Source organism: Nocardia halotolerans, from assembly GCF_042650145.1.
In the GTDB taxonomy this organism is placed as follows: Bacteria; Actinomycetota; Actinomycetes; order Mycobacteriales; family Mycobacteriaceae; genus Nocardia; species Nocardia halotolerans.
This window is the reverse complement of the sequence record NZ_JBHSDL010000025.1, coordinates 673,901-695,786: the sequence shown is the minus strand read 5'-3', so window position 1 is coordinate 695,786 and position 21,886 is coordinate 673,901. Positions and strand designations below refer to the sequence as shown.

The following is a 21,886-nucleotide window of genomic DNA, read 5'->3' as shown; positions in this document are numbered from 1 at the left end:
GTGCCATCCCCAGCAGGCGGCGCGGGCCGCTACGCCCCGAGTCCCTCGGGTGAGCTGCACCTGGGTAACCTGCGCACCGCCTTGCTGGCCTGGCTGTTCGCCAGAACCACCGGACGCCGATTCGTGCTCCGCATCGACGACCTCGACCGCGTGCGCCCCGGCGCCGCCGAACGCCAGCTCGACGACCTCGCCGCCATCGGCATCGACTGGGACGGCCCGGTACTACGGCAATCAGGGCGGCTACCCGCCTACGCGACGGCCATCGACGAGCTCACCGACGCCGGGCGCACCTACGAATGTTTCTGCACCCGCCGCGAAATCCAGCAGGCCGCCACCGCGCCGCACGCCCCGATGGGCGCCTACCCGGGCACCTGTCGTGAGCTCACCGACGCTCAGCGCGCCGCCCGGCGCGCCGAAGGACGTTCGCCCGCATTGCGTTTACGTGCCGAGGTGGACGACTACGAGATCACCGACCTGTGCCACGGCCGATACCGCGGCGCCGTCGACGATCTGGTCCTGCGCCGCGGCGACGGCATCCCCGCCTACAACCTGACCGTCGTCATCGACGACGCCGCTCAGGGCGTGGACCAGGTGGTGCGCGGCGACGACCTGCTGGCCTCCACCCCGCGTCAGGCCTACCTCGGCGAACTGCTCGAAATCCCGGCCCCCACCTACGCGCACGTACCGCTGGTGCTCAACGGCGAAGGCAAACGCTTGGCCAAACGCGACGGCGCGGTGAGCCTTTCGGACCAACGCGCCCTGGGCAACACGCCCGAAGACGTGGTGTCGGCGATCGCGGGCTCTCTCGGCTACACCGCGCGGACAACAGCCGAGCTCCGCGAAGTTTTCGACCCCGCGCGCGTCCCGGAAAAACCGTGGATACTCGAGCCCATCGGGTTGTTCCAACCAGACCGATGTCCGTAACGTACGCATCGACCGATCTACTGATCACGACGAGGACGAATTATGACCAGCGGTGGTTACGACCCCAACCAGTACCCGCAGGGCGGTCAGCCCGGCGGCTACGGCCAGGACCCCTACGGCCAGCAGCAGCCGGGTTACGGGCAGGCGCAGCCGTACGGCCAGCCGACCCACGGCGGCCAGCCGCTGCCCGGCTACGGCCAGGCCGACCCCTACGGCCAGCAGCAGCCCGCCTACGGCCAGGACCCCTACGGCCAGGCCGCCTACCCGGCCGACCCGTACGGCCAGCAGGGCTTCGCCGGCGTGCAGCCCGCCGATCTCGGCATCCGGATCGGTGCGCGAGTGATCGACAACCTGATCATCGGTATCCCGCTCTCGATCGTGCTCACCCTCATTCTCGGTGCGGGCAACACGGGCCAGCTCATCGCCGGCGCGCTGATCTCGCTGGCCGTCTACGGCTACTTCGTGGCCATGGAGGTCACCCAGGGCACCACGCTGGGCAAGAAGATCCTCGGCCTGCGCGTGGTCGCGCCCGGCGGCGCGCCGAACCTGACCCCCGAGCAGTCGCTCAAGCGCAACCTGTTCACGGTGGTCAGTGTCGTCCCGTGCATCGGCCAGCTGGTGGGCCTCGGCCTGACCATCTACATCATGGTCACGATCTCGCAGGACCCCAACAAGCAGGGCTGGCACGACAAGTTCGCCGGCGGCACGCAGGTCGTCAAGGGCTGATCACCCTGGTCTGACGAAAACGTCAGGGGCGCTTCCGAATCTCGGAGGCGCCCCTGTTTGCGTTTCGATCGTTCAGTACGTCGAGGTCGTATCGAACCCGCCGGAGATACCGATGACTATGAAGAACAGGAAGTAGAGAACCAGGCCCACCAGGTAGATGGCGCCGATCCAGATACCTGCCAGCGCCATTCCGCGGCCATCGCCGCCACGTTCCTTGATCTGGTTCAGTCCCATCACGCCGAGAATGATGCCGACGACCGAACCCAGACCACAGGTACAGAGCCCGATCAGCGAGGAGACCAGCGCGCCGATCGCCAGCCCGTTGGTGCCCTGCTGCATCGGGTACCCACCGTAGGGCTGGTACGCGCCCGGCGGCGGATAACCGCCGTACTGCGGCTGCTGCGGGTACTGCGGAGCGCCCGGCTGCTGGTAGTTCGGGTACTGCGGCGGCTGCTGGGGGTACTGCGGAGCGGACTGCTGCGGATATTGCGGGGCAGACTGCTGCGGGTACTGCGGGGCGGACTGCTGCGGGTGCTGCGGCGAGGATTGCTGCGGGTACTGCGGCACCGAACCCGGCGCGCCGGACTCCGGCGACACACCGGAACCGCCGTACTGCTTCCACCACTCGTCGGAATCGCCAGGATTCGTCATCGCTACAGCGTATTGCATGCCTCTGCCGCGCGCTGGCGTGCTCGAGACGGGCCCTCGGAGGTCGCGCACCAGCACGGACACGTCGGGGTTAGCCCACCCGGGCCGAGGTCGCCTTGGGAGGATGGGGACGTGACTGATGCGAACCCGCTCGAAAAATCCCCCGAACCTGGGCACCCCGCGCCGGAACATGCGGCATTTGCCCAGGCGGCGCGGGGGTTCTATCCGGTAATCGTCGCCGTGTTCACGGCCACGCTGATCATCTCCAACATCTGCGCCACCAAGGGCGTGGAGTTCTTCTCCGGCAGTTCACTGCTGCTCGGCCCGTTGCAGATCCTGCCGATCGCCACCGACGGCGCGTTCTTCCTGTTCCCGCTGGCCTACATCCTCGGCGATGTGCTCAGCGAGGTCTACGGTTTCCGGGCCACCCGCCACGCCATCTACACCGGTTTCGCGGCGCTGCTGCTCACCGTGGGTTGTTTCACGGTGGCCATCAACCTGCCCGCGGCCGGCTTCTACGAGAACCAGGACGCGTTCCGCACGGTCATCGGCACCACCCCGCAGCTGGTGCTCGCCGGGCTGGCCGGTTACTTCGTCGGGCAGCTGCTGAACTCGGCCACCCTGGTGCTGATCAAGGAACGCACCAAGGAGAAGCACCTGTGGGCCCGGCTGATCGGTTCCACCGTGATCGGCGAGTTCGCCGACACCCTGATCTTCTGCTCGATCGCCGCCACCGCCATCGGGATCGACAGCTGGCAGTCGTTCATCAACTACGTGATCGTCGGATTCCTGTGGAAGACGCTGTGTGAGATTCTGGTCATGCCGCTCACCTACCGCGTCATCGCGATCCTCAAGAAGACCGAGCCGACTTACGCACCGGCGAAGGTCGACGCCCTGCACGACTGAACACCGGATGGGGCCGCGCGAGCCGCGAACATGTGCGGTACCAGCCGAACTCACCGCTCGCGGCCACCTCGCTCCGGATGACCCGGGGTTGCGATGTAGTCAGCAACCCTGGGAAATGCGGACCGAGGTCGGTCGCGAACCCGGCGGCGCCGGTCATCGGGGGGCTACGGCGCCTTGACCCGGCCCTGCCACTGGCCCATGAATTCCTTCTTGAACTCGTCGAAGTAGCCACCGTCGATGCTCGCCCGGATCCGGTCGACCAGCCGGACCGTGAACCGCTCGTTGTGGATCGTGCACAGCGTGGCCGAGAGCATCTCCTTGGCTTTGAACAGGTGATGCAGGTAGGCGCGGGTGTAGTGCGCGCACGTGTAGCAGTCGCAGTTGTCGTCGATCGGGGTGAAGTCGCGGCGGAAACGACTGGTGTTGATGTTGAACCTGCCCTGGTCGACGTAGATCGCGGCGTTGCGCGCCACCCGTGAGGGATTCACGCAGTCGAAGGTGTCGGCGCCGTTCTCGATCGCGACGAACATGTCCTCGGGTTCGCTGATCCCCAGCATGTGGCGCGGCTTGGCTTCGGGTAGCTCGTCGCAGCACCAGCCGACGATCGTGCCGAGGTTGTGCTTCTCCAGCGCGCCGCCGATGCCGTAGCCGTCGAATTCGGTTCCGGCACTTCCGCGAATCGATTCGAGTTCGCGACAGGCTTTGCGCCGCAGGTCTTCGTACTGCGCGCCCTGGATCACCGCGAACAGCGCCTGATAGGGCCGGTGACTGCGCGCGACGGTGAGCCGCTCGTGCTCATCGACGCAGCGCTGCGCCCACTCGTGCGTGCGCTGCAACGACTTCTCCTGATAGCCACGGGTGTTCATCAGCGTGGTGAGTTCGTCGAAGGCGAACATGATGTCGGCGCCGAGCTGATGCTGGATGCCCATCGACACCTCCGGGGTGAAACGGTGCGGCGAGCCGTCCAGGTGGGAACGGAAGGTGACCCCGTCGTCGTCGACGGTGGCCAGCCGCTCCTTGCCCGCCGCGATCACCTGATCGGAGCGCACCCCGACCGCCTCCATCGCGAGCACCTTCTTGAACCCGACGCCCAGTGACATCACCTGGAAGCCGCCGCTGTCGGTGAAGGTGGGCCCAGCCCAGTTCATGAACTTGCCCAGCCCACCCGCCTCGTCGACGATGTCGGCCCCGGGTTGCAGGTACAGGTGGTAGGCGTTGGCCAGCAACGCCTGGGCACCGAGCTCCCGCATGGTCTCGGGCAGCACCGCCTTCACCGACGCCTTGGTCCCCACCGGGATGAAAGCCGGCGTGGCGATCTCCCCGTGCGGCGTGCCGAGCACCCCCGTGCGCCCGTGCCGATCGCCGTCGAGACGGGTACCTACGGTGAAAGAGAATCCGCTGCTATCAGCCACCCACTCATCGTGCCACGCGTCGACAGCACCCCCGCCCCCGCACGACCCCGCTCCCGAGCTGGGCCCGCCCAGCAACGCCGGTCCACGAACACCACGCCACCCCGCCGACAAAACCAGCCACACCGCCCCAACCCAGAACGAGCACGCCCACAACGCCGGGCCGTGAAAGTCACGCACCGACAAACCAGCCTGCACGCCCCGACCTCGAGGAGCGACCGCCGCGCAACGCCGGTCCGCAAACACCCACCCACTGGCAAGACCAGCCACGCACGCCCCGACCTCGAAGAGGAACCACAACGAAGCGGCGGTTCCCACTCACCGCCGAACCAGCCCCACACGCCCCGACCTCGGAGAAGGGCCCCACCCAACGCCGGTCCGCAAACACACACCAACCAACGAAACCCAGCCACGCACGCCCCGACCTCGAAGAGGGGCCGCCTCGAAGCGGCGGTTCCCACTCACCGCCGAACCAGCCCCACACGCCCCGACCTCGGAGAAGGGCCCCCCAACGCCGGTCCGCAAACACACACCAACCAACGAAACCCAGCCACGCACGCCCCGACCTCGAGGAGGGGCCGCCGCGAAGCGGCGGTTCGCGGCCGTCCCGACGATCAGGCGCCGTTGCGTACGCGACGAAGGAGCAAGCAACGGCGCCTGATCGTCGGGACGTGGGGGCCGCGAACTCGAGCGCGCCAGCGCTCCAACAAACACAGCTCCATTTACTCAGCAGCGGCGAACTGGGCGTTGTACAGGTCGAAGTAGGCCCCGCGTTCGGCCAGCAGCCGCTCGTGGGTGCCCTGTTCCACGATGCGCCCCTTCTGCATCACCACGATCAGGTCGGCGTCGCGAATCGTGGACAACCGGTGCGCGATGACGAAGCTGGTGCGGTCGCGGCGCAGCGCCGCGGTGGCGTGCTGGACCAGCAGTTCGGTGCGGGTGTCGACCGAGCTGGTCGCCTCGTCCAGGATCAGGATCGATGGTTTGGCCAGGAAGGCGCGGGCGATGGTGATCAGCTGTTTCTCGCCCGTGCTCACCCCGCCGCCCTCTTCATCGATCACCGTGTCGTAGCCGTTGGGCAGCGAGTGCACGAACCGGTCGACGTAGGCGGCGCGGGCGGCGTCGAGGATGTCGGCTTCGGTGGCGTCCGGGTTGCCGTAGGCGATGTTGTCCCGGATGGTGCCCTGGAAAAGCCAGGTGTCCTGTAGCACCATGCCGATGCGTTCGCGCAGGTGTTCGCGGTTGATGGTGGTGATGTCGACGCCGTCGATGCGGATGGTGCCCGCGTCGAGTTCGTAGAAGCGCATGAGCAGGTTGACCAGGGTGGTCTTGCCCGCTCCGGTCGGGCCGACGATGGCGACGACGTGGCCGGGGTCGGCGACCAGCGAAAGTCCTTCGATCACCGGGCTTTCCGGGTCGTAGCCGAAGCTCACGTCGTCGAATTCGACGCGGCCGCGACCGTCCGGGAGCGGCTGCTCCACCAGCGGGTCGGTGCTTTGTTCTTCGGCGTCGAGGATCTCGAAGATCCGTTCGGCGGAGGCGACACCGGACTGCAGCAGGTTGGCCATCGCACCGATCTGGGTGAGCGGCTGGCTGAACTGGCGCGAGTACTGGATGAAGGCCTGTACTTCACCGAGCGACAGGTTGCCGGTGGCCACCCGCAGGCCACCGACCAGGGCGATGAACACGAAGTTCACGTTTCCCAGGAACATGATGGCCGGCATGATCAGCCCGGAGATGAACTGCGCGCGGAAGCTGGCGTTGTAGAGCTTGCCGTTGCGCTTGTCGAACTCCCGGCCCACCTCGCGGCTGCGGCCGAAGGCGGTGATGATCTCGTGGCCGGTGTAGGCCTCTTCCACCGAGGAGTTCACTTCGCCGGTGTATTTCCACTGGTCGACGAAGTGTGGTTTGGATCGTTTGGCGATCTGGGCGGTGACCGCGATGGCGGCCGGCACGGTGAGCAGCGCGATCAGTGCCAGCAGCGGCGAGATCCAGAACATCATGATCAGGATGCCGAGCACGGTGAACAGTGAGGTGAGCAACTGGCTCATCGTCTGCTGCAGGGTTTGTGACACGTTGTCGACGTCGTTGGTGACGCGGCTGAGCACATCACCGCGGGGTGCGGTGTCGAAGTAGCGCAGCGGCAACCGGTGCAGTTTGTGCTCCACTTCGTCGCGCAGTCGTTTCACGGTCCGGTTGATGACGATGTTGAGCAGATAACCCTGCATCCAGCCGAACAGCGACGCGGCCACGTAGAGCGTGAGCACGATGGCCAGCACCCGGCCCACCGCGTCGAAGTCGATGCCGGTGCCGGGGATGACGTTCATCGCCGAGAGCATGTCGGCGCGGGTGTCCTCGCCCTGGCGGCGCAGCAGCTCGACGGTTTGGTCCTTGGTGAGGCCGGGGTCGAGCTGTTTGCCGACGAAACCGTCGAACACCAGGTTCGTTGCCTTGCCCAGCAGGTAGGGGCCGAGGGTGTTGAGCACGACCGAGGCGATCACGAGCACGATGATCGCGCCGACTACGAACCGTTCCGGTGCCAGTCGGCGCAGTAACCGTTTGAGCGAGGGCAGAAACGACTTCGGCTTGCTTCCGGGCCCGCCCGGTACTGGTCCGCCCGGCCTCATCGAGCCTCCTCCGCGCTGAGTTGGGACTCGACGATCTCGCGGTACTCCGCGCACCGCTGCATCAATTGGTCATGGGTGCCGAGGCCCACCATCGCGCCGTCTTCGAGGACGACGATCTGGTCGGCATCGCGAATGGTCTGGATCCGCTGGGCGACGATGATCACCGACGCGGCGGCGGTTACGGGCGCCAGGGCCGCGCGCAGGCGGGCGTCGGTGGCCACGTCGAGCGCCGAGAAGGAATCGTCGAACAGGAACACGCGCGGACTACGCACCAGCGCTCGGGCGATACACAGGCGTTGACGTTGACCACCGGACACGGTGGTGCCGCCCTGAGCGACCGGTGTCTCCAGTCCCTGTGGCATCTCGCGCACGAAGTCGGCGGCCTGGGCGACCTCGAGTGCGGCCCAGAGTTCGTCGTCGGTGGCTTCGGGTTTGCCGTAGCGCAGGTTGGTCGCGATGGTGCCGGAGAACAGGTAGGCCTTCTGCGGTACCAATCCGATCCCGGTGCGCAGTATTTCGAGGTCCAGATCGCGGACGTCGGTGCCGCCGACGAATACGGCGCCGTCGGTGACGTCGATCAGGCGCGGGATCAGGTTGATCAGCGTGGACTTGCCCGCACCGGTGGAACCGACGATCGCCGTGGTGGTGCCCGGTGTGGCCCGGAAGCTGATGCCGCGCAGCACCGGTTTCTCCGCGCCCGGGTAGGCGAACTCGGCCGAGCTCAGCTCGACGGTCGCGGGGTCGCCGGCGAAGGGCTGTGGCTGCACCGGTGGGTGCACCGAGGACTTGGTGTCGAGGACTCCGCCGATGCGGTCTGCCGACACGGCCGCACGCGGGGCCATCATCGCCAGGAACGAGGCCATCATGACGGCCATCAGGATCTGCATGACATAGGACAGCATCGCGGTGAGCGAGCCCACCTGCATCGTGCCCTCGTCCACATGGTGGCCGCCGAACCAGATCACCCCGACCGCGGTCAGGTTGCTGATCAGCATAACGGTCGGGAACATCAGCGCGCCCAACCGGCCCACCCGTAGCGCGGTATCGGTGAGCGCGGTGTTGGCCACGCCGAAGCGCTGGATCTCCTGGCGCTCCCGCACGAACGCGCGCACCACCCGGATGCCGGTGATCTGCTCGCGCAGCACCCGGTTCACCCCATCGATGCGTTCCTGCATCTGCCGGAAGATCGGCACCATCCTGGCCACGATGAGTCCCATCGACAGCGCCAGCGCGGGTACCGCGATGAGCAACAGCCAGGACAGTCCCATGTCCTCGCGGACCGCCATGACGATGCCGCCGACGCACATGATCGGCGCCATCACCAGAATCGTCACCGACATCACGATGAGCAACTGCACCTGTTGGATGTCGTTGGTCGAGCGGGTGATCAGCGAGGGTGCGCCGAACATGCCGACCTCTCTGGCCGAGAAGGTCTGCACCCGGTGCAGTACCGCGGCGCGCATGTCGCGCCCGGCGCCCATCGCGGCCTGCGCTCCGAAGTACACCGACGCCGCCGAAGCGGCGATCTGCACGCAGCTCACCGCGAGCATCCACAGGCCGGTGGTCCAGATGTAGCCGATATCGCCGGCGGTGATGCCGTAGTCGATGAGGTCGGCGTTGAGGCTGGGCAGGTAGAGCATCGCGATGACCGAGACCAGCTGGAGGACGAGAACCCCGGCCAGCTGGGCGCGGTACGGGGCCAGAAAGGTCCGCAGCAGGGTGATCAACATGATGGAGCGAGGCTACCGCGTGCAGGTCAGCGCCGCCCCGCGGTTTTCCGGCCCTGTGGACAACTCGCGGTTGTGGACAACTCGCGCGTTCAGGTTCCGGCCGGTGTCCGGGGTTCGCGGCGCGCCCAGGCACCCGGGTCGGCGACGAGTTCGGCGACGAAACCGGGCAGCCGGTCGGCGGCGATATCGGCGATCGAGACGTTCTCCAGCACCGCCCTGATGTTGACGCGCAGCGCGATCCACACCTGCTGCAGCGGTTCGGCCGCGCCGGGGTAGCGCACGTCCTCGGGACGCTGCCCGCGCACCGAGGCCAACGGCGATTCCACCCCCCGGATCACGTCGGCCACCGAGATGTCGGTGGCCGGCCTGCCCAGCCGGTAGCCGCCGTCGGGTCCGCGCCTGCTCAGCACGAGTTCGGCACGGCGCAGTTCGGCCAGCACGGTCTCGAGCACCTTGGGCGGGATCTCGGCCGCGGCGGCGATGGCTTCGGCCTTGACGACTCCGTCGGCCGCGGCGAGCTCGAGCAGCGTTCGCACCGCATAGTCGACTCTGGCGGTGATATGCACGGCCCCGAGCCTAGGTGGTGTGACAGGCGGTCAGTACACAGGTGGCCGCATCGAGCAGGGTCTTCTCGACTTCGGTGTCGGTGGCGCCGGGCGCGAGCTCGGTCGAGAGCAGCGCCACTCCGAGTACTTCGATGGCCGCGGCCGCGCGCAGCATCGACTCCAGGGTCGGGTCCGGCCCGGCCAGCCACTGCCGCAGCTCGCGGGTGGGTTCCATCAGGTCCGGATAGCGGTCGGCGATGGCGTTGACGATGGCAGCGGTGTCGCGCACGCACAGCGCCCCGGCGTCGCGGTGGCGGATCATGCCGCGCAGGTAGGTGCGCAGGACGGCGCGGATGCCCTCGTCGTCGTAGGGCACGGCGTCGATGTCTTCGACGATGTCGCGCATGTGATCGATGATCGGATCGATGATCGCGAGCAGCAGGTCGAGCTTGGAAGCATAGTGGTAATAGAGCGACGCCTTTGTGATTCCCACCATATCGGCGACTTCGCGCAAGCTGGTCTGTTCGAAGCCTTTGGCGGCGAAAAGCTGTACCGCGGCGTCGCGAATCGCCTGCTTGGTGCCTCTACCTGCGGTGACGGTGTCGGCGGTGTCCCGGGGAGCCATTCGGCAATCCTCCCATGATTCGGCGTGACGTTGACGCGGCCTCCGAAAATAGAGGTTGCCTCTCCACTTACTGCGTCGGTAGTCTACCTACCGCACGGTAGGCAGATGAATCGAGATGTGGAGGCGGGGCACGTTGTCCGTATACCTGTACCGATGGGGGAAGTTCGCCTTCCGCCGTAAATGGATAGTCTTGCCCGTCTGGCTACTGCTGCTGGTGCTGCTCGGCACCCTGGGCGGCATGCTCAGCAAGCCGATGAGCAACGACTTCAGCATGCCCGAGCTGCCCTCGGCGCGTGCCAACGAAATCCTCGACAAACACTTCCCCGGCATGTCCGAACAGTTCAAGTTCGACGCCGTCGCCGGGACGTACGTGATCGCCGCGCCGGATGGTCAGCTCCTCACCGACCCGCCCAATCGCGCCGCGGTCGAGGCGTTCATCGCCAAGGTCAGCGAGCTGGACATCGTCGCGGCCGACGAAGCGAACCCGCTGGTCAACCCCATCGCGCTCACCGACAAGATGGGCTGCCTGGACGACCCGGACCCGTTGGTGTGCTCGAGCGCACCGCTCAACGTGCTCAACGAGACCGCGCCGAAGACGGTCGCGACGGTCAATGTGCCGTTCACCATCGCAAACGTCACCGACGTGACCGACGCCGAACGTGACACCGCCTTCGACGTCGGCGCCGAGGCCCGCAACGCGGGGCTGACCGTGGAACTCAGCGGTTCCATCGCGATGAAGCAGGAGCAGCCGAGCGGCAAGTCCGAGCTGATCGGCATGGGCGTGGCGCTGATCGTGATGGTGATCGCCTTCGGTGCGATCGTCGCCGCGGTCGTGCCGATCGTCACCGCCGTCGTCGGCCTCGGCGCCGCGACCTCGCTGATCATGCTCGGCACCTCGGTGATGGAAGTGCCCGGCTTCACCACCTTCCTGGCCTCGATGATCGGTATCGCGCTCTCGATCGACTACGCGCTGTTCATCGTCTCCCGGTACAAACACGAATTGGCCGTGCGCGACTCGGCCGAGGAGGCCGCCGGTACCGCCCTCGGCACCGCCGGATCGGCCGTGGTGTTCGCCGGTCTCACCGTGATCATCGCCCTCGGCGCGCTCGGCATCGTCGGCGTGGAGTTCCTGACCTTCATGGGCCTCGGTGGCGCCATCGCCGCCGCGTTCGCGGTGCTCACCGCCGTCACCCTGATGCCGGCTCTGATGGGCGCCTTCGGCAAGGCGCTGTTCAAGCCGAAGCTGCCGCTGGTGGCCAAGCACGACCCCGAGGACGAGTCCTCGGTCACCAACGGTCAGCGTTTCGCCAAGTTGATCGGCAAGGCGCCGTGGGTGGCGCTGGTCCTGTCGGTGGTCGTGCTCGGTGCGCTGGCCGCGCCCGCCGCCGGCCTGAACCTGGGCCTGCCCGGCGAGGACAGCCTGCCGACGACCTCGACCGTGCGTAAGGCCTACGACCTGCGCACCGAGGGCTTCGGCGAGGGCAGCAACGGTGTACTCATCGTCGTCGCCGACCTGAGCGAGACCCCCGAAGGCGAGCGCGAAGCCGCCGTCGACGCGCTGCGCGCCAAGCTGGACTCCTACGAAGGCATGGACTACGTCACCGCCGCACAGTGGAGCGAAGACAATCAGGGCGTCATGCTCAAGGGCGTGCCGAAGTCGGGCCCGAACAACCAGGCCACCAAGGACCTGGTCGTCGACGCCCGCGGCGCCGAAGCCGAGCTCAACCAGCAGTACGGCATGCAGTACGGCATCACCGGCACCACCGCCATCTACGCCGATGTCGACCACGCGCTGCTCAGCAAGATCGTGCCGTACCTGGCCATCGTGGCCGGTGCCGCGTTCATCCTGCTGATCCTGGTGTTCCGCTCGATCCTGGTGCCGCTCACCGCGGCCCTGGGCTTCCTGCTGTCGATGGCGGCCACCTTCGGTGCGACCGTGCTGATCTTCCAGGAGGGCGCCTTCGGCCTGATCGCGGATCCGCAACCGCTGGTGAGCTTCCTGCCGATCATGTTGATCGGCTTGGTGTTCGGTCTCGCGATGGACTACCAGGTGTTCCTGGTGACCCGGATGCGCGAGGAATTCGTACACGGCCGCTCGCCCAAGGACGCCATGGTCGCCGGTTACCACCACGGTGCCCGCGTGGTCACCTCGGCGGCGATCATCATGATCTCGGTGTTCGGTTCCTTCATCATGGAAACCGACGTCACCGCGAAGTCGTTCGGCTTCGCGCTGGCCGCCGGTGTCGCGATCGACGCGTTCATCGTCCGCATGGTGATCGTGCCCGCGCTGCTGGTGATCATGGGCAAGTGGGCCTGGTGGATGCCCAAGTGGCTCGAGCGCATCGTGCCCGATATCGATGTCGAGGGTGCCAAGCTCGAGCAGCTGCGCACCCAGTCCGCCGAGACGGTGAAACAGCCGGTCCCGGTCGGCTGACCGCACTCGACCCGCGACCCCGCACTCCACCGTGGAGTGCGGGGTCGCTTCGTGTCCGGTGCTTGATATCGCGGTGGCCGGGCGCCAGACTCAGGGACTAGTTCGACCGGCTCTACCTCCGATCCGCGCTCCGCACCGATCACCGAGGAGTAATCCGTGTCCGTCTATCTGTACCGGTGGGGCAAGCTGGCCTTTCGCCGCAAATGGATCGTGCTGCCCATCTGGTTGCTGTGCTTCATGGTGCTCGGCGGCCTCGGCGCCCAGCTGCAGAAACCGATGACCGACGACTTCAGCATGCCGAACCTGCCGTCGGAGCGGGCCACCGAGATCCTCGACAAACACTTCCCCGGCATGTCGGAAGCCTTCGAGTTCGACGCGGTGACCGGCACCTATGTGGTCGGCGCGCCGGCCGGGACGAAGCTCACCGACCCGGCCAACCGCGAAGCGATGGCCGGCCTGCTCAGCAGCCTCGAGCAACTCGACATCGTCGACCACACCGAACCGATCGTGAACCCGATCACGGCGACCGAGGAAATGGGTTGCCTCACCGCGCAACCCGACCCCTCGACCTGCAGCGGCGCACCATTGAACGTGCTCAACGAGACCGCCCCCGAGACCGTCGCCTTCTTCAGTGTGCCGTTCACCATCACCGAATTCGCCGACATCACCGCCGAAGACCGCGAGGCCGCCTACAACGTCGGCGATTCCGCCCGTGAAGCCGGGCTCACGGTGGAGATCAGCGGCACCATCGCGATGGAACAGGAAATGCCGAGCGGCAAATCCGAGCTGATCGGTATGGCCGTGGCGCTGGTGGTGATGGTGGTGGCCTTCGGCGCGATCGTGGCCGCGTTCGTGCCGATCATCACCGCGATCGTCGGTCTGGGCGCGGCGACCTCGCTGATCTTCCTTTCCACCTCGGTGGTCGAGGTACCCAGCTTCACCACCTTCCTGGCCTCGATGATCGGCATCGCGCTCTCGATCGACTACGCGCTGTTCATCGTCTCCCGCTACAAACACGAACTGTCGGTACAGGACTCGGCCGAGGAAGCCGCCGGTACCGCCCTCGGCACCGCCGGATCGGCCGTGGTGTTCGCCGGCCTCACCGTGATCATCGCGCTGGTCGGACTCAGCATCGTCGGGGTCCGGTTCCTGACCTTCATGGGCCTCGGTGGCGCCATCGCCGCCGCGTTCGCCGTGCTCACCGCGATCACGCTGATGCCCGCGCTGCTCGCCGCGTTCGGCAAGGTGCTGTTCAAACCGAAACTGCCACTGGTGGCCAAGCACGACCCCGAAGACGACAGCGTCGTCACCAACGGCACCCGCGTCGCCCGGGTGATCGCCAAGTTCCCCGCGGTGACGATGATCCTGGCCATCGTGGTCCTCGGCCTGCTCGCCGCACCGGCACTGAACCTGAACCTCGGCCTGCCCGGTGAGGACAGCCTGCCCGAGACCACCACGGTCCGTAAGGCATACGACCTGCGCACCGAGGGCTTCGGCGAGGGCAGCAACGGTGTGCTGCAGGTGGCCGTCGACCTGAGCGACACCCCCACCGACCAGCGTCCCGAAGCGCTGAACGCCTTGCGCGACAAGCTCATGTCCTACCCCGACATGGACCTGGTCACCGAAGCGCAGATGAGCCGGGACGGGGCGGGCGCGCTGATCAACGGCATCCCTTCGGCCGGCCCGAACGCCCAGTCGACCAAGGACCTGGTGCAGTCGGCGCGCGATGCCGAGGCCGCGCTGCACGAGCAGTATCAGATGTCCTACGGCATCACCGGCACCACCGCCATCTACGCCGACATCGACCACGTGCTGCTCAGCAAGATCGTTCCCTACATGGCGATCGTGGCAGGCGCGGCGTTCATCCTGCTGATCCTGGTGTTCCGCTCGATCCTGGTCCCGCTCACCGCAGCGCTCGGCTTCCTGCTGTCGATGGCGGCCACCTTCGGTGCGACCGTGCTGATCTTCCAGGAGGGCAAGCTCGGCCTGATCTCCGATCCCCATCCGTTGGTGAGCTTCCTGCCGATCATGTTGATCGGCTTGGTGTTCGGTCTCGCGATGGACTACCAGGTGTTCCTGGTGACCCGCATGCGCGAGGAATACGTGCACGGCGCCGATCCCACCACCGCGGTGGTCAAGGGTTATCACCACGGTGCGCGCGTGGTCACCTCCGCGGCGATCATCATGATCTCGGTGTTCGGTTCGTTCCTGCTCGAAACCGACGTCACCGCCAAGTCGATGGGGTTCGCGCTGGCAGCCGGCGTGGCCTTGGACGCGTTCGTGGTGCGGATGGTGCTCATCCCCGCGCTACTGGTGTTGCTCGGTAAGTGGGCGTGGTGGATGCCGAAGTGGCTCGACAAGATCGTGCCCGACATCGATGTGGAGGGCACCAAGCTGCGCGACATCCAGCAACGTGCGCGCGACGTCGCGGCAGTGAAAGCCTAGGTACGGCAACGACGGCCGGGGACCCGCGGGTTCCCGGCCGTCGCCGTGTTCACTGGCTGGGTTGGGGCACCTGGCACTGGGTGACCCGTGGATTCAACCCGACATAGTTCGTCGGCCCGGCGGCCGCGGTGACCGCGATGGTCGCCCAGTCGGCGCACTCCCTCGGCAGCTTCGCGAAATAGTGTCGCTGACCTGCGGCGAGCAGTCCGACAGCCACCCAGCCCAGCACCACGAGAACCAGAAGCTTGCCCCCGAGCCCGATCCCGGACTTCGCGGGTGGCGGCACTCGCCCGCGCATAATCATCGTTCCTTCCCGGATTCGGTGTAACCCAGTCTATTACGCGACGGAGACACCGCAGGTCGGACGCGGATGAATACCCGACGACAGTTATTTCCGTTCGCCCACGCATTGTGGCTGCCGGTCCGGTGGGTGGGCACCGGCAGGTGGGCGAACGCCGTGCCGGATCGCGTGCGCGGCATGGATTCCGAGGGCGAAGTCCTTGATCTGCTTCCACATGTGTCCATGGTCGGAGTTTCGCCGCGTCAGCAGAAGTGGCGTAGATGACGACTATCGCTAAGATTTGGACATGGGTTCCACAGTCTCGGTCCTCGCCTACGACGGAATGACGGCGTTCGAAACCGGCATCGTCATCGAAGTGTTCGGCCTGGTCTGGCCCGACATCGACCAACCCTGGTACGAGCTGAAGATCTGCACGGAAACACCCGACCCGATCCGCGTGATCGGCGGCGCCACCCTCACCAGCCCTTATGGGCTCACGGAATTCGCGGCGGCCGACACGGTCGTGGTCCCCAGCGTCGCCGACCCCCGCGCGCCCACCTCACCGGAATTGATCGACGCGCTACGCCACGCCCGCGACAACGGCGCCAGAATCGTCTCGATCTGCTCGGGCGCCTTCGCTCTCGCCGCAGCCGGTCTCCTCGACGGCCGCCGCGCCACCACCCACTGGCGTTACGCCGACCTCCTACGCGAGCGCTACCCCTTGATCGAAGTCGACCCCGAACCCCTCTACACCGACGAGGGCGACATCCTCACCAGCGCCGGCTGCGCCGCCGGCCTCGACCTGGCACTGCACCTGGTCCGCACCGACCTGGGCGCCGCCGTCGCCAACGCCATCGCCCGGCGGCTCGTCATCCAGCCCCATCGCACCGGCGGCCAAGCGCAATACATCGAATCCCCCATGCCACCCGAACCCCTCGACGCCCCGGTCGCCCGCAGCCTGTCGTGGGCCATCGAACACCTCGCCGAACCGATCGGAATACCTGATCTGGCCCGCGTGGCCGGGCTGTCCCAGCGCACCTACCTGCGCCACTTCGTCCGATCAACGGGCACCACCCCGAGCAAATGGCTCACCGGCCAGCGCATCCAGGCCGCACTCACCATGCTCGAATCCGGCAACGCCCCCATCGAAGAAATCGCCGTCGCCGCCGGCTTCGCCACCCCGGTCACCTTCCGCCACCACTTCGCCAGAACAATGCACACCTCCCCCTCGGCCTACCGCAGCACGTTCCAGGCCCGACATAGCAAAAACCCCTCACCTGTCGGAACAGGCGAGGGGCTCGCTGGCGGTGGCGGAGGGATTTGAACCCTCGGAGGGGGGTTACCCCTCACACGCTTTCGAGGCGTGCTCCTTAGGCCGCTCGGACACGCCACCGCCGACTACGGTACCGGATGGGGTGCCCGATCGCTAAATCGGCAGGTCAACGCTGGTTTTTGAAGAAATCGTCGAGCAGGGCGACGCAGTCGGGTTCGAGGATGCCGCCGCGGACCTCGGGGCGATGGTTGAGGCGGCGGTCGCGGACCACGTCCCAGAGGGAACCGACAGCGCCGGTCTTGGGCTCCCAGGCGCCGAAGATCACCTTGCCGACCCGGGCCAGCACCAGCGCGCCCGCGCACATGGTGCACGGCTCGAGGGTGACGGCCAAGGTCGCGCCCTCGAGCCGCCAGCCGTCACCGTGCACGGCGGCCGCGCGGCGCAGGGCGAGGACCTCGGCGTGTGCGGTGGGATCGCCGAGCGCCTCCCTGGCGTTGGTGGCCCGCGAGAGTTCACGGCCCTGTGCGTCGAAGACGACGGCGCCGACCGGCACATCGCGCGGGTCGGCGTCGGCAGCGGCCGCTATCGCGGCCCGCAACATGTCTTCATCGGACACAGTTCTGTCGATCACCTGGGCAATTTGTCCAGGACCGCCGCGAATTCGTCGGCGAAGCCGAGCCGCTGGGCGATCATGCCCAGCTGCTCGTCGGGATAGAGGTCGGTTTCGGCGAGGATCACACTGAGAACCGGTTCGGGCAGGCCGAGATCGGCGAGCACGCCGAGGTCGCCCTCCTCCCACGGTTCGATGTCGTCGAGTTCGTCGGGGTCGATGTCGGGGATCTCGACATTGAGCGCGTCGAGGATGTCGGCGGCGATGTCGTAGTCGATCGCGGCGGTCGCGTCGGAGACGAGCAGCCGCGTGCCGCTCGGCGCCGGACGCAGCACCACGAAGAACTCGTCGTCGATGTCGAGCAGCCCGAACACCGCACCCGAGCTGCGCAATGCTTTCAATTCGGTCTCGGCGGCGGAGAGGTCGACGAGGGCTTCGTTGCTGAGCGGACTGCACCGCCACGTGCCTTCTTCGCGGACCACCGCCACGGCGAACCCCTCGACGTCGAAGTCGTCATCCGACGTCGCCCTGTTCGTGCCCGAGCGCTGTGCTGCCATAAACCAAACGGTAGTCTGTCCCGCCCGTATTGATGAACTCGTGTGCCAATCTGTTCCGATGAGCATCGACGAGCGTGGCGCCGTGTGCGTCCTCGGAACCGGCCTGATCGGCGGCTCACTGCTGCGCGCGGCGGTCGCGGCGGGATATCCGGCCTTCGGTTACAACCGTTCCGAAAACGGCGCCGAAGCGGCGAGTCGTGCCGGATTCGACGTCTCCGTCGACCTGAGCGCGGTACTTCGCCGGGCCGCATCGAACGATGCGCTGGTCGTGATCGCGGTGCCGATGCCCGCGGTCGAACCCATCCTGGCCGACATCGCCGCGCTCGCGCCGCAGTGTTGGCTGACCGATGTGGTGAGCGTGAAGGGCCCGGTAGCCGAAGCGGTCGGCAAACACGGTCTCACGGCGAACTACGTGGGCGGGCACCCGATGGCGGGCACCTCGGAATCAGGCTGGGCGGCAACAGATCCCGAACTGTTCCGCGGTGCGGTGTGGGCGGTCGGGGTTGACGAGGGCACTCGGGTCGAGCCGTGGTCGCGCGTGGTCCGGCTGGCACTGGACTGCGGTTCGGTGGTGGTTCCGGTACTGGCCGCCGAGCACGATCAGGCCGTCGCGCGGATCTCGCACCTGCCGCACGTGCTGGCCGAAGCGCTGGCCGCGGCCGGTGCCGGCGGCGGCGAACTGGCGCTCGGTCTGGCCGCGGGCTCGTTCCGCGACGGCACGCGGGTGGCCGGGACCGCGCCCGATCTGGTGCGGGCGATCTGTGAACCGAACGCGGGCGCGCTGGAACGCGTGCTCGACGAGACGATCGACGCTCTGGTCGCCGCGCGGGACTCGCTGCGCGCGGATGGCGGGCTGGGAAAACTTGTCGAGCAGGGTTACCGCGGTCGAGTCGCCTACGACGAACGGGTGGCATGGGAGATCACCGGGGTCACTCCCGGTGCACCCGGATGGCTGGACGAACTTCGACAGGCCGGTCGGCGCGGAGGGGTGTTACGCACGGTGTGATCCTCGCGCCGGGGTTCTGGCTGAGGTGAGGCGACGCGAGGACGCGGCCGTGAGGATCGCGAGGCCACCCACACGTTGGCTGCCCCGCAGGCGTGGCCCGGGAACCAGGCAGGCATGCCAACATGAGCCGGAGAACATGAACCCGGCGACCTCGATGCCTGCGCGTTGCGACCGCTACATCAGGCCCGCTCGGCCAGCCCAGGGTAGTCGAGGACGAATCCCTCCGGATCGACCTTCAGCGTGGCGCTCGAGACCGGGGAGAGCACATTGATGCCGTCGGCCGCGCTCGAGTAGGTGAGCTCGGCTTCCTGCACCAGCAGATCCGGCAACCGCACGTACACAACCGGGACCTGTACGTCGCCCACGGCGTTCTGCAGGCAGAACCGGCGAATCGGCAGCGTGTTGAAGAACGGGCTCAGCACCACGTCGACGTCGAGGGCACCGGCGAAGGTGGAGCGCACGTGGTTGCCGCCCGCGTCGACGAGCCAGTAGTTCTCCTCGTCACGGGAGATGGAGGCGTGGCGTTCACCGGCGGCGGTGGTGGTGCGCAGCGACAACCGCCGCGTCGCGCCCGCCTCGTCGGTGACCAGGTCATAGGAGGCACTGAACGCCGGATGTTCCTCGCTGGCGCTGCCGATCATCCGGCCCGCGGCCCTGATCCGGTTGCCGTTCACCGTCACCCGCACCGATTCCATGCGGCTGTCGTCGTGGGCACGCCAGGTGAGCACCGCGGGCCACCGGGAGGCCGGTCTGTTCTCGGTGGGGCCTGCGGCCGGGCCCGGGGCTGGGATCGTCACCTCTCTACGGTAAGCGACATCGGCGCCGCCGCCCCACAACACGGGCATCACGCCAGCGAATCCCGGCCCGCCGTACCGCCGGGACGCCCGGCTCCGCTCGCACGCTCGTTCGCGGTCGGTTCGTCGGTGTGGGGCCCGATAGAATGCACGACGGGCGAGTCGTGTCCTCGACCCGTGGGTCGATCGGTGGCCGCGAACTCGAGTGCGCCAGCGCTGCAACCAACACAGCATCCGAGTGCGCCAGCGCTCCACGAACACAGGAGGGGTCGTTGACGCGGATGGTCGGGCTGTTCGCCGGGATCGGCGGGCTCGAACTCGGCCTCGGCAAGCACGGCTGGTCCTCGGAGTTGCTGTGCGAGATCGACCCCGGCGCCCAGGGTGTGCTCGCCGCCCGCTTCCCCGACACCGCCCTGCACGGCGACATCACCCGCCTGCGCTCCCTGCCCGCGCGCACCGAACTCGTCGCCGCCGGCTTCCCCTGCCAGGACCTCTCGCAGGCCGGTCGGACCGCGGGCATCACCGGTCGCCGTTCGGGCCTGGTCGATGAGGTGTTCCGGTTGGTGCGCCGTCAGCGCGGGCCGCGCTGGTTGTTGATGGAGAACGTTCCGTTCATGCTCCAGCTGGGCCGCGGAGCGGCGATGCGGCACGTCACCAACGCCTTGGAAGAGCTCGGCTATCTGTGGGCGTACCGGGTGGTCGACGGCCGCGCGTTCGGCCTACCGCAACGCCGCCAGCGCGTCCTGTTGCTGGCTTCGCGCACCGAGGACCCCCGCCAGGTGCTCTTCGGCGACGATGCCGGCCCCCTCGACTACGGCGACCCGGATCGCGATCCCTGCGGTTTCTACTGGACCGAGGGCGTGCGCGGTCTCGGTTGGGTGGTGAACGCGGTGCCCACGCTCAAAGGGGGTTCGGGGTTGGGCATCGCGAGCCCGCCGGCGGTGCGGCTACCGGCCGGTGAGATCGTGACCCCGGGCATCATCGATGGGGAACGATTACAGGGGTTCGACGCGGAGTGGACGGCGCCGGCACTGGACGTGCCCGGTGTGCGGCACGGCCACCGGTGGAAGTTGGTGGGTAACGCGGTGAGTGTGCGAATGGCGGACTGGGTGGGTGCTCGCCTCGCTGCCCCGCTGGCGCCACTCAGCCTGGGTGCGCCGTTGCAGCCGGGTCAGCCGTGGCCGACCGCGGCCTGGGGGCATGCGGGCGTGGTCCACCGCGTCCCGCTCTCGACGTGGCCGGTGCACGAGCCCTACGAGGACTTGAAGAACTTCCTCACCGAGCCCCGGTTGCTGTCCCCCCGCGCCACCGCCGGCTTCCTGCGCCGAACGTCGATGGGTAACTTGCGGTTTCCGCCCGGCTTCCTCGATGACGTGCGCGAGCACCTCGATCGGATGGGCGGCTGGGCGGCATGAGCGCGCGGCGGGCCACCGACCGGGACGAGATCCCCGGCCGCGCACCCGCTCGGGTACCGGCTGCCCGAAAGCTCGTCACCGACCCCGCCACGAGCGCACGCATGTCCAAGCAACGCCGCGCGGGCACCGCGCCGGAACTGGCCCTGCGCCGCGAATTGCACCGCGCCGGACTGCGCTATTTCGTCGATCGTGCCCCGATCAAAGGTCAGCGCCGACGAGCCGACGTGGTTTTCCCCCGCCGCCGCATCGCCGTCTATGTCGACGGCTGCTTCTGGCATCGCTGCCCGGTACACGCGACCGCCCCCAAGAACAACGCCGAGTGGTGGGCCGAGAAATTGGCGGGCAATGTCGCGCGCGACCGCGCGACCGACGCCGCGCTGCGGGAAGCGGGTTGGCAGGTCGTGCGAATCTGGGAACACGAGGATCCCGGTGCCGCCGCCCAGCAGATCGTCGCCTTGTTGCGCGAGTCCTAGTGGCGACGAACCGGATCGCGGACGCAACTGCCGATCACGCGGATGGCCCCGTCCCGTCAGACGCGGGTCGTCCAGGATCGCCATTACCGCAGCGCTGTTGATTCGGTTTTGCGGCGGTCGGAGGGCTGCCAGAACGCCGAGGTCGGCCGACTCCAACGGGGTTGTCGACGTCCCGACCAGACGTCGGCCGCAGACCGCGAACTCAGAATTCGACTCACGAGGCGCGGCCGACCTGACGGGCTCAGCGACCGACGGGGCGCCTGGGTCCGCACGGAACCAGCGGCGCGATGAGCAACTCCGCCAGCTCAGTAGCGGCGCGGCGAACGGTCGGCGCGAACGCGCACCAGTGAACGAGGCGCGTTGGCGGCGGCGAAGCCGGACACCGCCATCGCCAGAATCGTGGCGAAACTTGCCATTGCGATCACGTAGCTCATCTATGACCTTCCGGTTGGATACCTT

General features: G+C 67.5%; 20 protein-coding genes and 1 tRNA gene. 9 read left to right on the top strand and 12 right to left on the bottom strand.

The window, feature by feature from the left end:
* Positions 1 to 924: a tRNA glutamyl-Q(34) synthetase GluQRS gene (gene gluQRS, locus ACFO5K_RS21745; protein ID WP_378565957.1), complete on the top strand. Its 924-nt coding sequence runs from the start codon at positions 1 to 3 to the stop codon at positions 922 to 924.
* Positions 925 to 966: 42 nt separating this feature from the next.
* The gene (locus tag ACFO5K_RS21740) at positions 967 to 1,650 is read left to right on the top strand and encodes an RDD family protein (RefSeq protein ID WP_378565954.1); all 684 of its coding nucleotides are present in this window, start codon (positions 967 to 969) and stop codon (positions 1,648 to 1,650) included.
* Positions 1,651 to 1,722: 72 nt separating this feature from the next.
* On the opposite strand, the gene ACFO5K_RS21735 is transcribed toward ACFO5K_RS21740, so the two are convergent.
* Positions 1,723 to 2,301: a DUF4190 domain-containing protein gene (locus tag ACFO5K_RS21735; RefSeq protein ID WP_378565951.1), complete on the bottom strand. Its 579-nt coding sequence runs from the start codon at positions 2,299 to 2,301 to the stop codon at positions 1,723 to 1,725.
* Positions 2,302 to 2,430: 129 nt separating this feature from the next.
* On the opposite strand from ACFO5K_RS21735, the gene ACFO5K_RS21730 reads away from it, so the two are divergent.
* Positions 2,431 to 3,204: a queuosine precursor transporter gene (locus tag ACFO5K_RS21730; protein ID WP_378565948.1), complete on the top strand. Its 774-nt coding sequence runs from the start codon at positions 2,431 to 2,433 to the stop codon at positions 3,202 to 3,204.
* 164 nt (positions 3,205 to 3,368) lie between these two features.
* Here the strand turns inward: ACFO5K_RS21730 and tgt are convergent, their stop codons facing one another.
* The 5 genes from tgt to ACFO5K_RS21705 all read right to left on the bottom strand — a co-directional run bounded on the left by tgt (position 3,369) and on the right by ACFO5K_RS21705 (position 10,140).
* Positions 3,369 to 4,616 carry a tRNA guanosine(34) transglycosylase Tgt gene (gene tgt, locus ACFO5K_RS21725; protein ID WP_378565945.1) on the bottom strand — a complete coding sequence of 416 codons (1,248 nt, stop codon included), beginning with the start codon at positions 4,614 to 4,616 and terminating at the stop codon, positions 3,369 to 3,371.
* A gap of 719 nt (positions 4,617 to 5,335) precedes the next feature.
* Complete coding sequence (locus ACFO5K_RS21720; RefSeq protein ID WP_378565942.1) at positions 5,336 to 7,240, bottom strand: ABC transporter ATP-binding protein; 1,905 nt, start codon at positions 7,238 to 7,240, stop codon at positions 5,336 to 5,338.
* Positions 7,237 to 8,970, bottom strand: coding sequence for an ABC transporter ATP-binding protein (locus tag ACFO5K_RS21715; protein ID WP_378565939.1), 1,734 nt, complete (start codon positions 8,968 to 8,970; stop codon positions 7,237 to 7,239). The genes ACFO5K_RS21720 and ACFO5K_RS21715 overlap by 4 nt, the downstream gene beginning before the upstream one ends.
* An 89-nt stretch (positions 8,971 to 9,059) precedes the next feature.
* Positions 9,060 to 9,536 (bottom strand): RrF2 family transcriptional regulator, encoded by a 477-nt coding sequence (locus ACFO5K_RS21710; protein ID WP_378565936.1) that lies wholly within the window; start codon positions 9,534 to 9,536, stop codon positions 9,060 to 9,062.
* Positions 9,537 to 9,546: 10 nt separating this feature from the next.
* Positions 9,547 to 10,140 (bottom strand): TetR/AcrR family transcriptional regulator, encoded by a 594-nt coding sequence (locus tag ACFO5K_RS21705; RefSeq protein WP_378565933.1) that lies wholly within the window; start codon positions 10,138 to 10,140, stop codon positions 9,547 to 9,549.
* A gap of 133 nt (positions 10,141 to 10,273) precedes the next feature.
* Here ACFO5K_RS21705 and ACFO5K_RS21700 point away from each other — a divergent pair, with 133 nt between their 5' ends.
* Both ACFO5K_RS21700 and ACFO5K_RS21695 read left to right on the top strand, forming a co-directional pair.
* Positions 10,274 to 12,574 (top strand): MMPL family transporter, encoded by a 2,301-nt coding sequence (locus ACFO5K_RS21700; RefSeq protein ID WP_378565930.1) that lies wholly within the window; start codon positions 10,274 to 10,276, stop codon positions 12,572 to 12,574.
* A gap of 156 nt (positions 12,575 to 12,730) precedes the next feature.
* On the top strand, positions 12,731 to 15,019 hold the full coding sequence (locus tag ACFO5K_RS21695; RefSeq protein ID WP_378565927.1) for an MMPL family transporter: 2,289 nt from the start codon (positions 12,731 to 12,733) through the stop codon (positions 15,017 to 15,019).
* Positions 15,020 to 15,068: 49 nt separating this feature from the next.
* On the opposite strand, the gene ACFO5K_RS21690 is transcribed toward ACFO5K_RS21695, so the two are convergent.
* Positions 15,069 to 15,317: a hypothetical protein gene (locus ACFO5K_RS21690; RefSeq protein ID WP_378565924.1), complete on the bottom strand. Its 249-nt coding sequence runs from the start codon at positions 15,315 to 15,317 to the stop codon at positions 15,069 to 15,071.
* Between the two features lie 289 nt (positions 15,318 to 15,606).
* Between ACFO5K_RS21690 and ACFO5K_RS21685 the strand changes: the two genes are divergently transcribed.
* Complete coding sequence (locus tag ACFO5K_RS21685; protein ID WP_378565921.1) at positions 15,607 to 16,623, top strand: GlxA family transcriptional regulator; 1,017 nt, start codon at positions 15,607 to 15,609, stop codon at positions 16,621 to 16,623.
* Here the strand turns inward: ACFO5K_RS21685 and ACFO5K_RS21680 are convergent.
* From ACFO5K_RS21680 to ACFO5K_RS21670, 3 genes are all read right to left on the bottom strand, one after another.
* Positions 16,602 to 16,692: transfer RNA gene (locus tag ACFO5K_RS21680), tRNA-Ser, on the bottom strand. The genes ACFO5K_RS21685 and ACFO5K_RS21680 overlap by 22 nt on opposite strands.
* 46 nt (positions 16,693 to 16,738) lie before the next feature.
* A complete protein-coding gene (locus ACFO5K_RS21675; protein WP_378566259.1) occupies positions 16,739 to 17,173 on the bottom strand; it encodes a nucleoside deaminase in 435 nt (144 codons plus the stop codon).
* A gap of 26 nt (positions 17,174 to 17,199) precedes the next feature.
* The gene (locus ACFO5K_RS21670) at positions 17,200 to 17,739 is read right to left on the bottom strand and encodes a tRNA adenosine deaminase-associated protein (protein ID WP_378565918.1); all 540 of its coding nucleotides are present in this window, start codon (positions 17,737 to 17,739) and stop codon (positions 17,200 to 17,202) included.
* 58 nt (positions 17,740 to 17,797) lie between these two features.
* Here ACFO5K_RS21670 and ACFO5K_RS21665 point away from each other — a divergent pair, with 58 nt between their 5' ends.
* The gene (locus ACFO5K_RS21665; RefSeq protein ID WP_378565915.1) at positions 17,798 to 18,745 is read left to right on the top strand and encodes a prephenate dehydrogenase; all 948 of its coding nucleotides are present in this window, start codon (positions 17,798 to 17,800) and stop codon (positions 18,743 to 18,745) included.
* A 179-nt stretch (positions 18,746 to 18,924) separates the two neighbouring features.
* Here ACFO5K_RS21665 and ACFO5K_RS21660 read toward each other — a convergent pair whose 3' ends face one another.
* Positions 18,925 to 19,542 carry a putative glycolipid-binding domain-containing protein gene (locus tag ACFO5K_RS21660; protein WP_378565913.1) on the bottom strand — a complete coding sequence of 206 codons (618 nt, stop codon included), beginning with the start codon at positions 19,540 to 19,542 and terminating at the stop codon, positions 18,925 to 18,927.
* A gap of 278 nt (positions 19,543 to 19,820) precedes the next feature.
* Between ACFO5K_RS21660 and ACFO5K_RS21655 the strand changes: the two genes are divergently transcribed.
* Together ACFO5K_RS21655 and ACFO5K_RS21650 are read left to right on the top strand one after the other, a co-directional pair.
* Entirely contained in the window at positions 19,821 to 20,954 is a 1,134-nt protein-coding gene (locus ACFO5K_RS21655; RefSeq protein WP_378566256.1) for a DNA cytosine methyltransferase, read from the top strand.
* A 101-nt stretch (positions 20,955 to 21,055) separates the two neighbouring features.
* Positions 21,056 to 21,427 carry a very short patch repair endonuclease gene (locus ACFO5K_RS21650; RefSeq protein ID WP_378566253.1) on the top strand — a complete coding sequence of 124 codons (372 nt, stop codon included), beginning with the start codon at positions 21,056 to 21,058 and terminating at the stop codon, positions 21,425 to 21,427.
* A 305-nt stretch (positions 21,428 to 21,732) separates the two neighbouring features.
* Here the strand turns inward: ACFO5K_RS21650 and ACFO5K_RS21645 are convergent, their stop codons facing one another.
* Positions 21,733 to 21,861, bottom strand: coding sequence for a hypothetical protein (locus ACFO5K_RS21645; protein WP_378565911.1), 129 nt, complete (start codon positions 21,859 to 21,861; stop codon positions 21,733 to 21,735).
* Positions 21,862 to 21,886: the final 25 nt, after the last annotated feature.

Coding starts and splice junctions, on each gene's coding strand:
- ACFO5K_RS21740 (WP_378565954.1), top strand. CDS start 967: ATGACCAGCGGTGGTTACGACCCCAACCAGTACCCGCAGGGCGGTCAG.
- ACFO5K_RS21735 (WP_378565951.1), bottom strand. CDS start 2,301: ATGACGAATCCTGGCGATTCCGACGAGTGGTGGAAGCAGTACGGCGGT.
- ACFO5K_RS21720 (WP_378565942.1), bottom strand. CDS start 7,240: ATGAGGCCGGGCGGACCAGTACCGGGCGGGCCCGGAAGCAAGCCGAAG.
- ACFO5K_RS21715 (WP_378565939.1), bottom strand. CDS start 8,970: ATGTTGATCACCCTGCTGCGGACCTTTCTGGCCCCGTACCGCGCCCAG.
- ACFO5K_RS21705 (WP_378565933.1), bottom strand. CDS start 10,140: ATGGCTCCCCGGGACACCGCCGACACCGTCACCGCAGGTAGAGGCACC.
- ACFO5K_RS21690 (WP_378565924.1), bottom strand. CDS start 15,317: ATGCGCGGGCGAGTGCCGCCACCCGCGAAGTCCGGGATCGGGCTCGGG.
- ACFO5K_RS21685 (WP_378565921.1), top strand. CDS start 15,607: ATGGGTTCCACAGTCTCGGTCCTCGCCTACGACGGAATGACGGCGTTC.
- ACFO5K_RS21675 (WP_378566259.1), bottom strand. CDS start 17,173: ATGTTGCGGGCCGCGATAGCGGCCGCTGCCGACGCCGACCCGCGCGAT.
- ACFO5K_RS21670 (WP_378565918.1), bottom strand. CDS start 17,739: ATGGCAGCACAGCGCTCGGGCACGAACAGGGCGACGTCGGATGACGAC.
- ACFO5K_RS21665 (WP_378565915.1), top strand. CDS start 17,798: ATGAGCATCGACGAGCGTGGCGCCGTGTGCGTCCTCGGAACCGGCCTG.
- ACFO5K_RS21655 (WP_378566256.1), top strand. CDS start 19,821: ATGGTCGGGCTGTTCGCCGGGATCGGCGGGCTCGAACTCGGCCTCGGC.
- ACFO5K_RS21650 (WP_378566253.1), top strand. CDS start 21,056: ATGTCCAAGCAACGCCGCGCGGGCACCGCGCCGGAACTGGCCCTGCGC.
- ACFO5K_RS21645 (WP_378565911.1), bottom strand. CDS start 21,861: ATGAGCTACGTGATCGCAATGGCAAGTTTCGCCACGATTCTGGCGATG.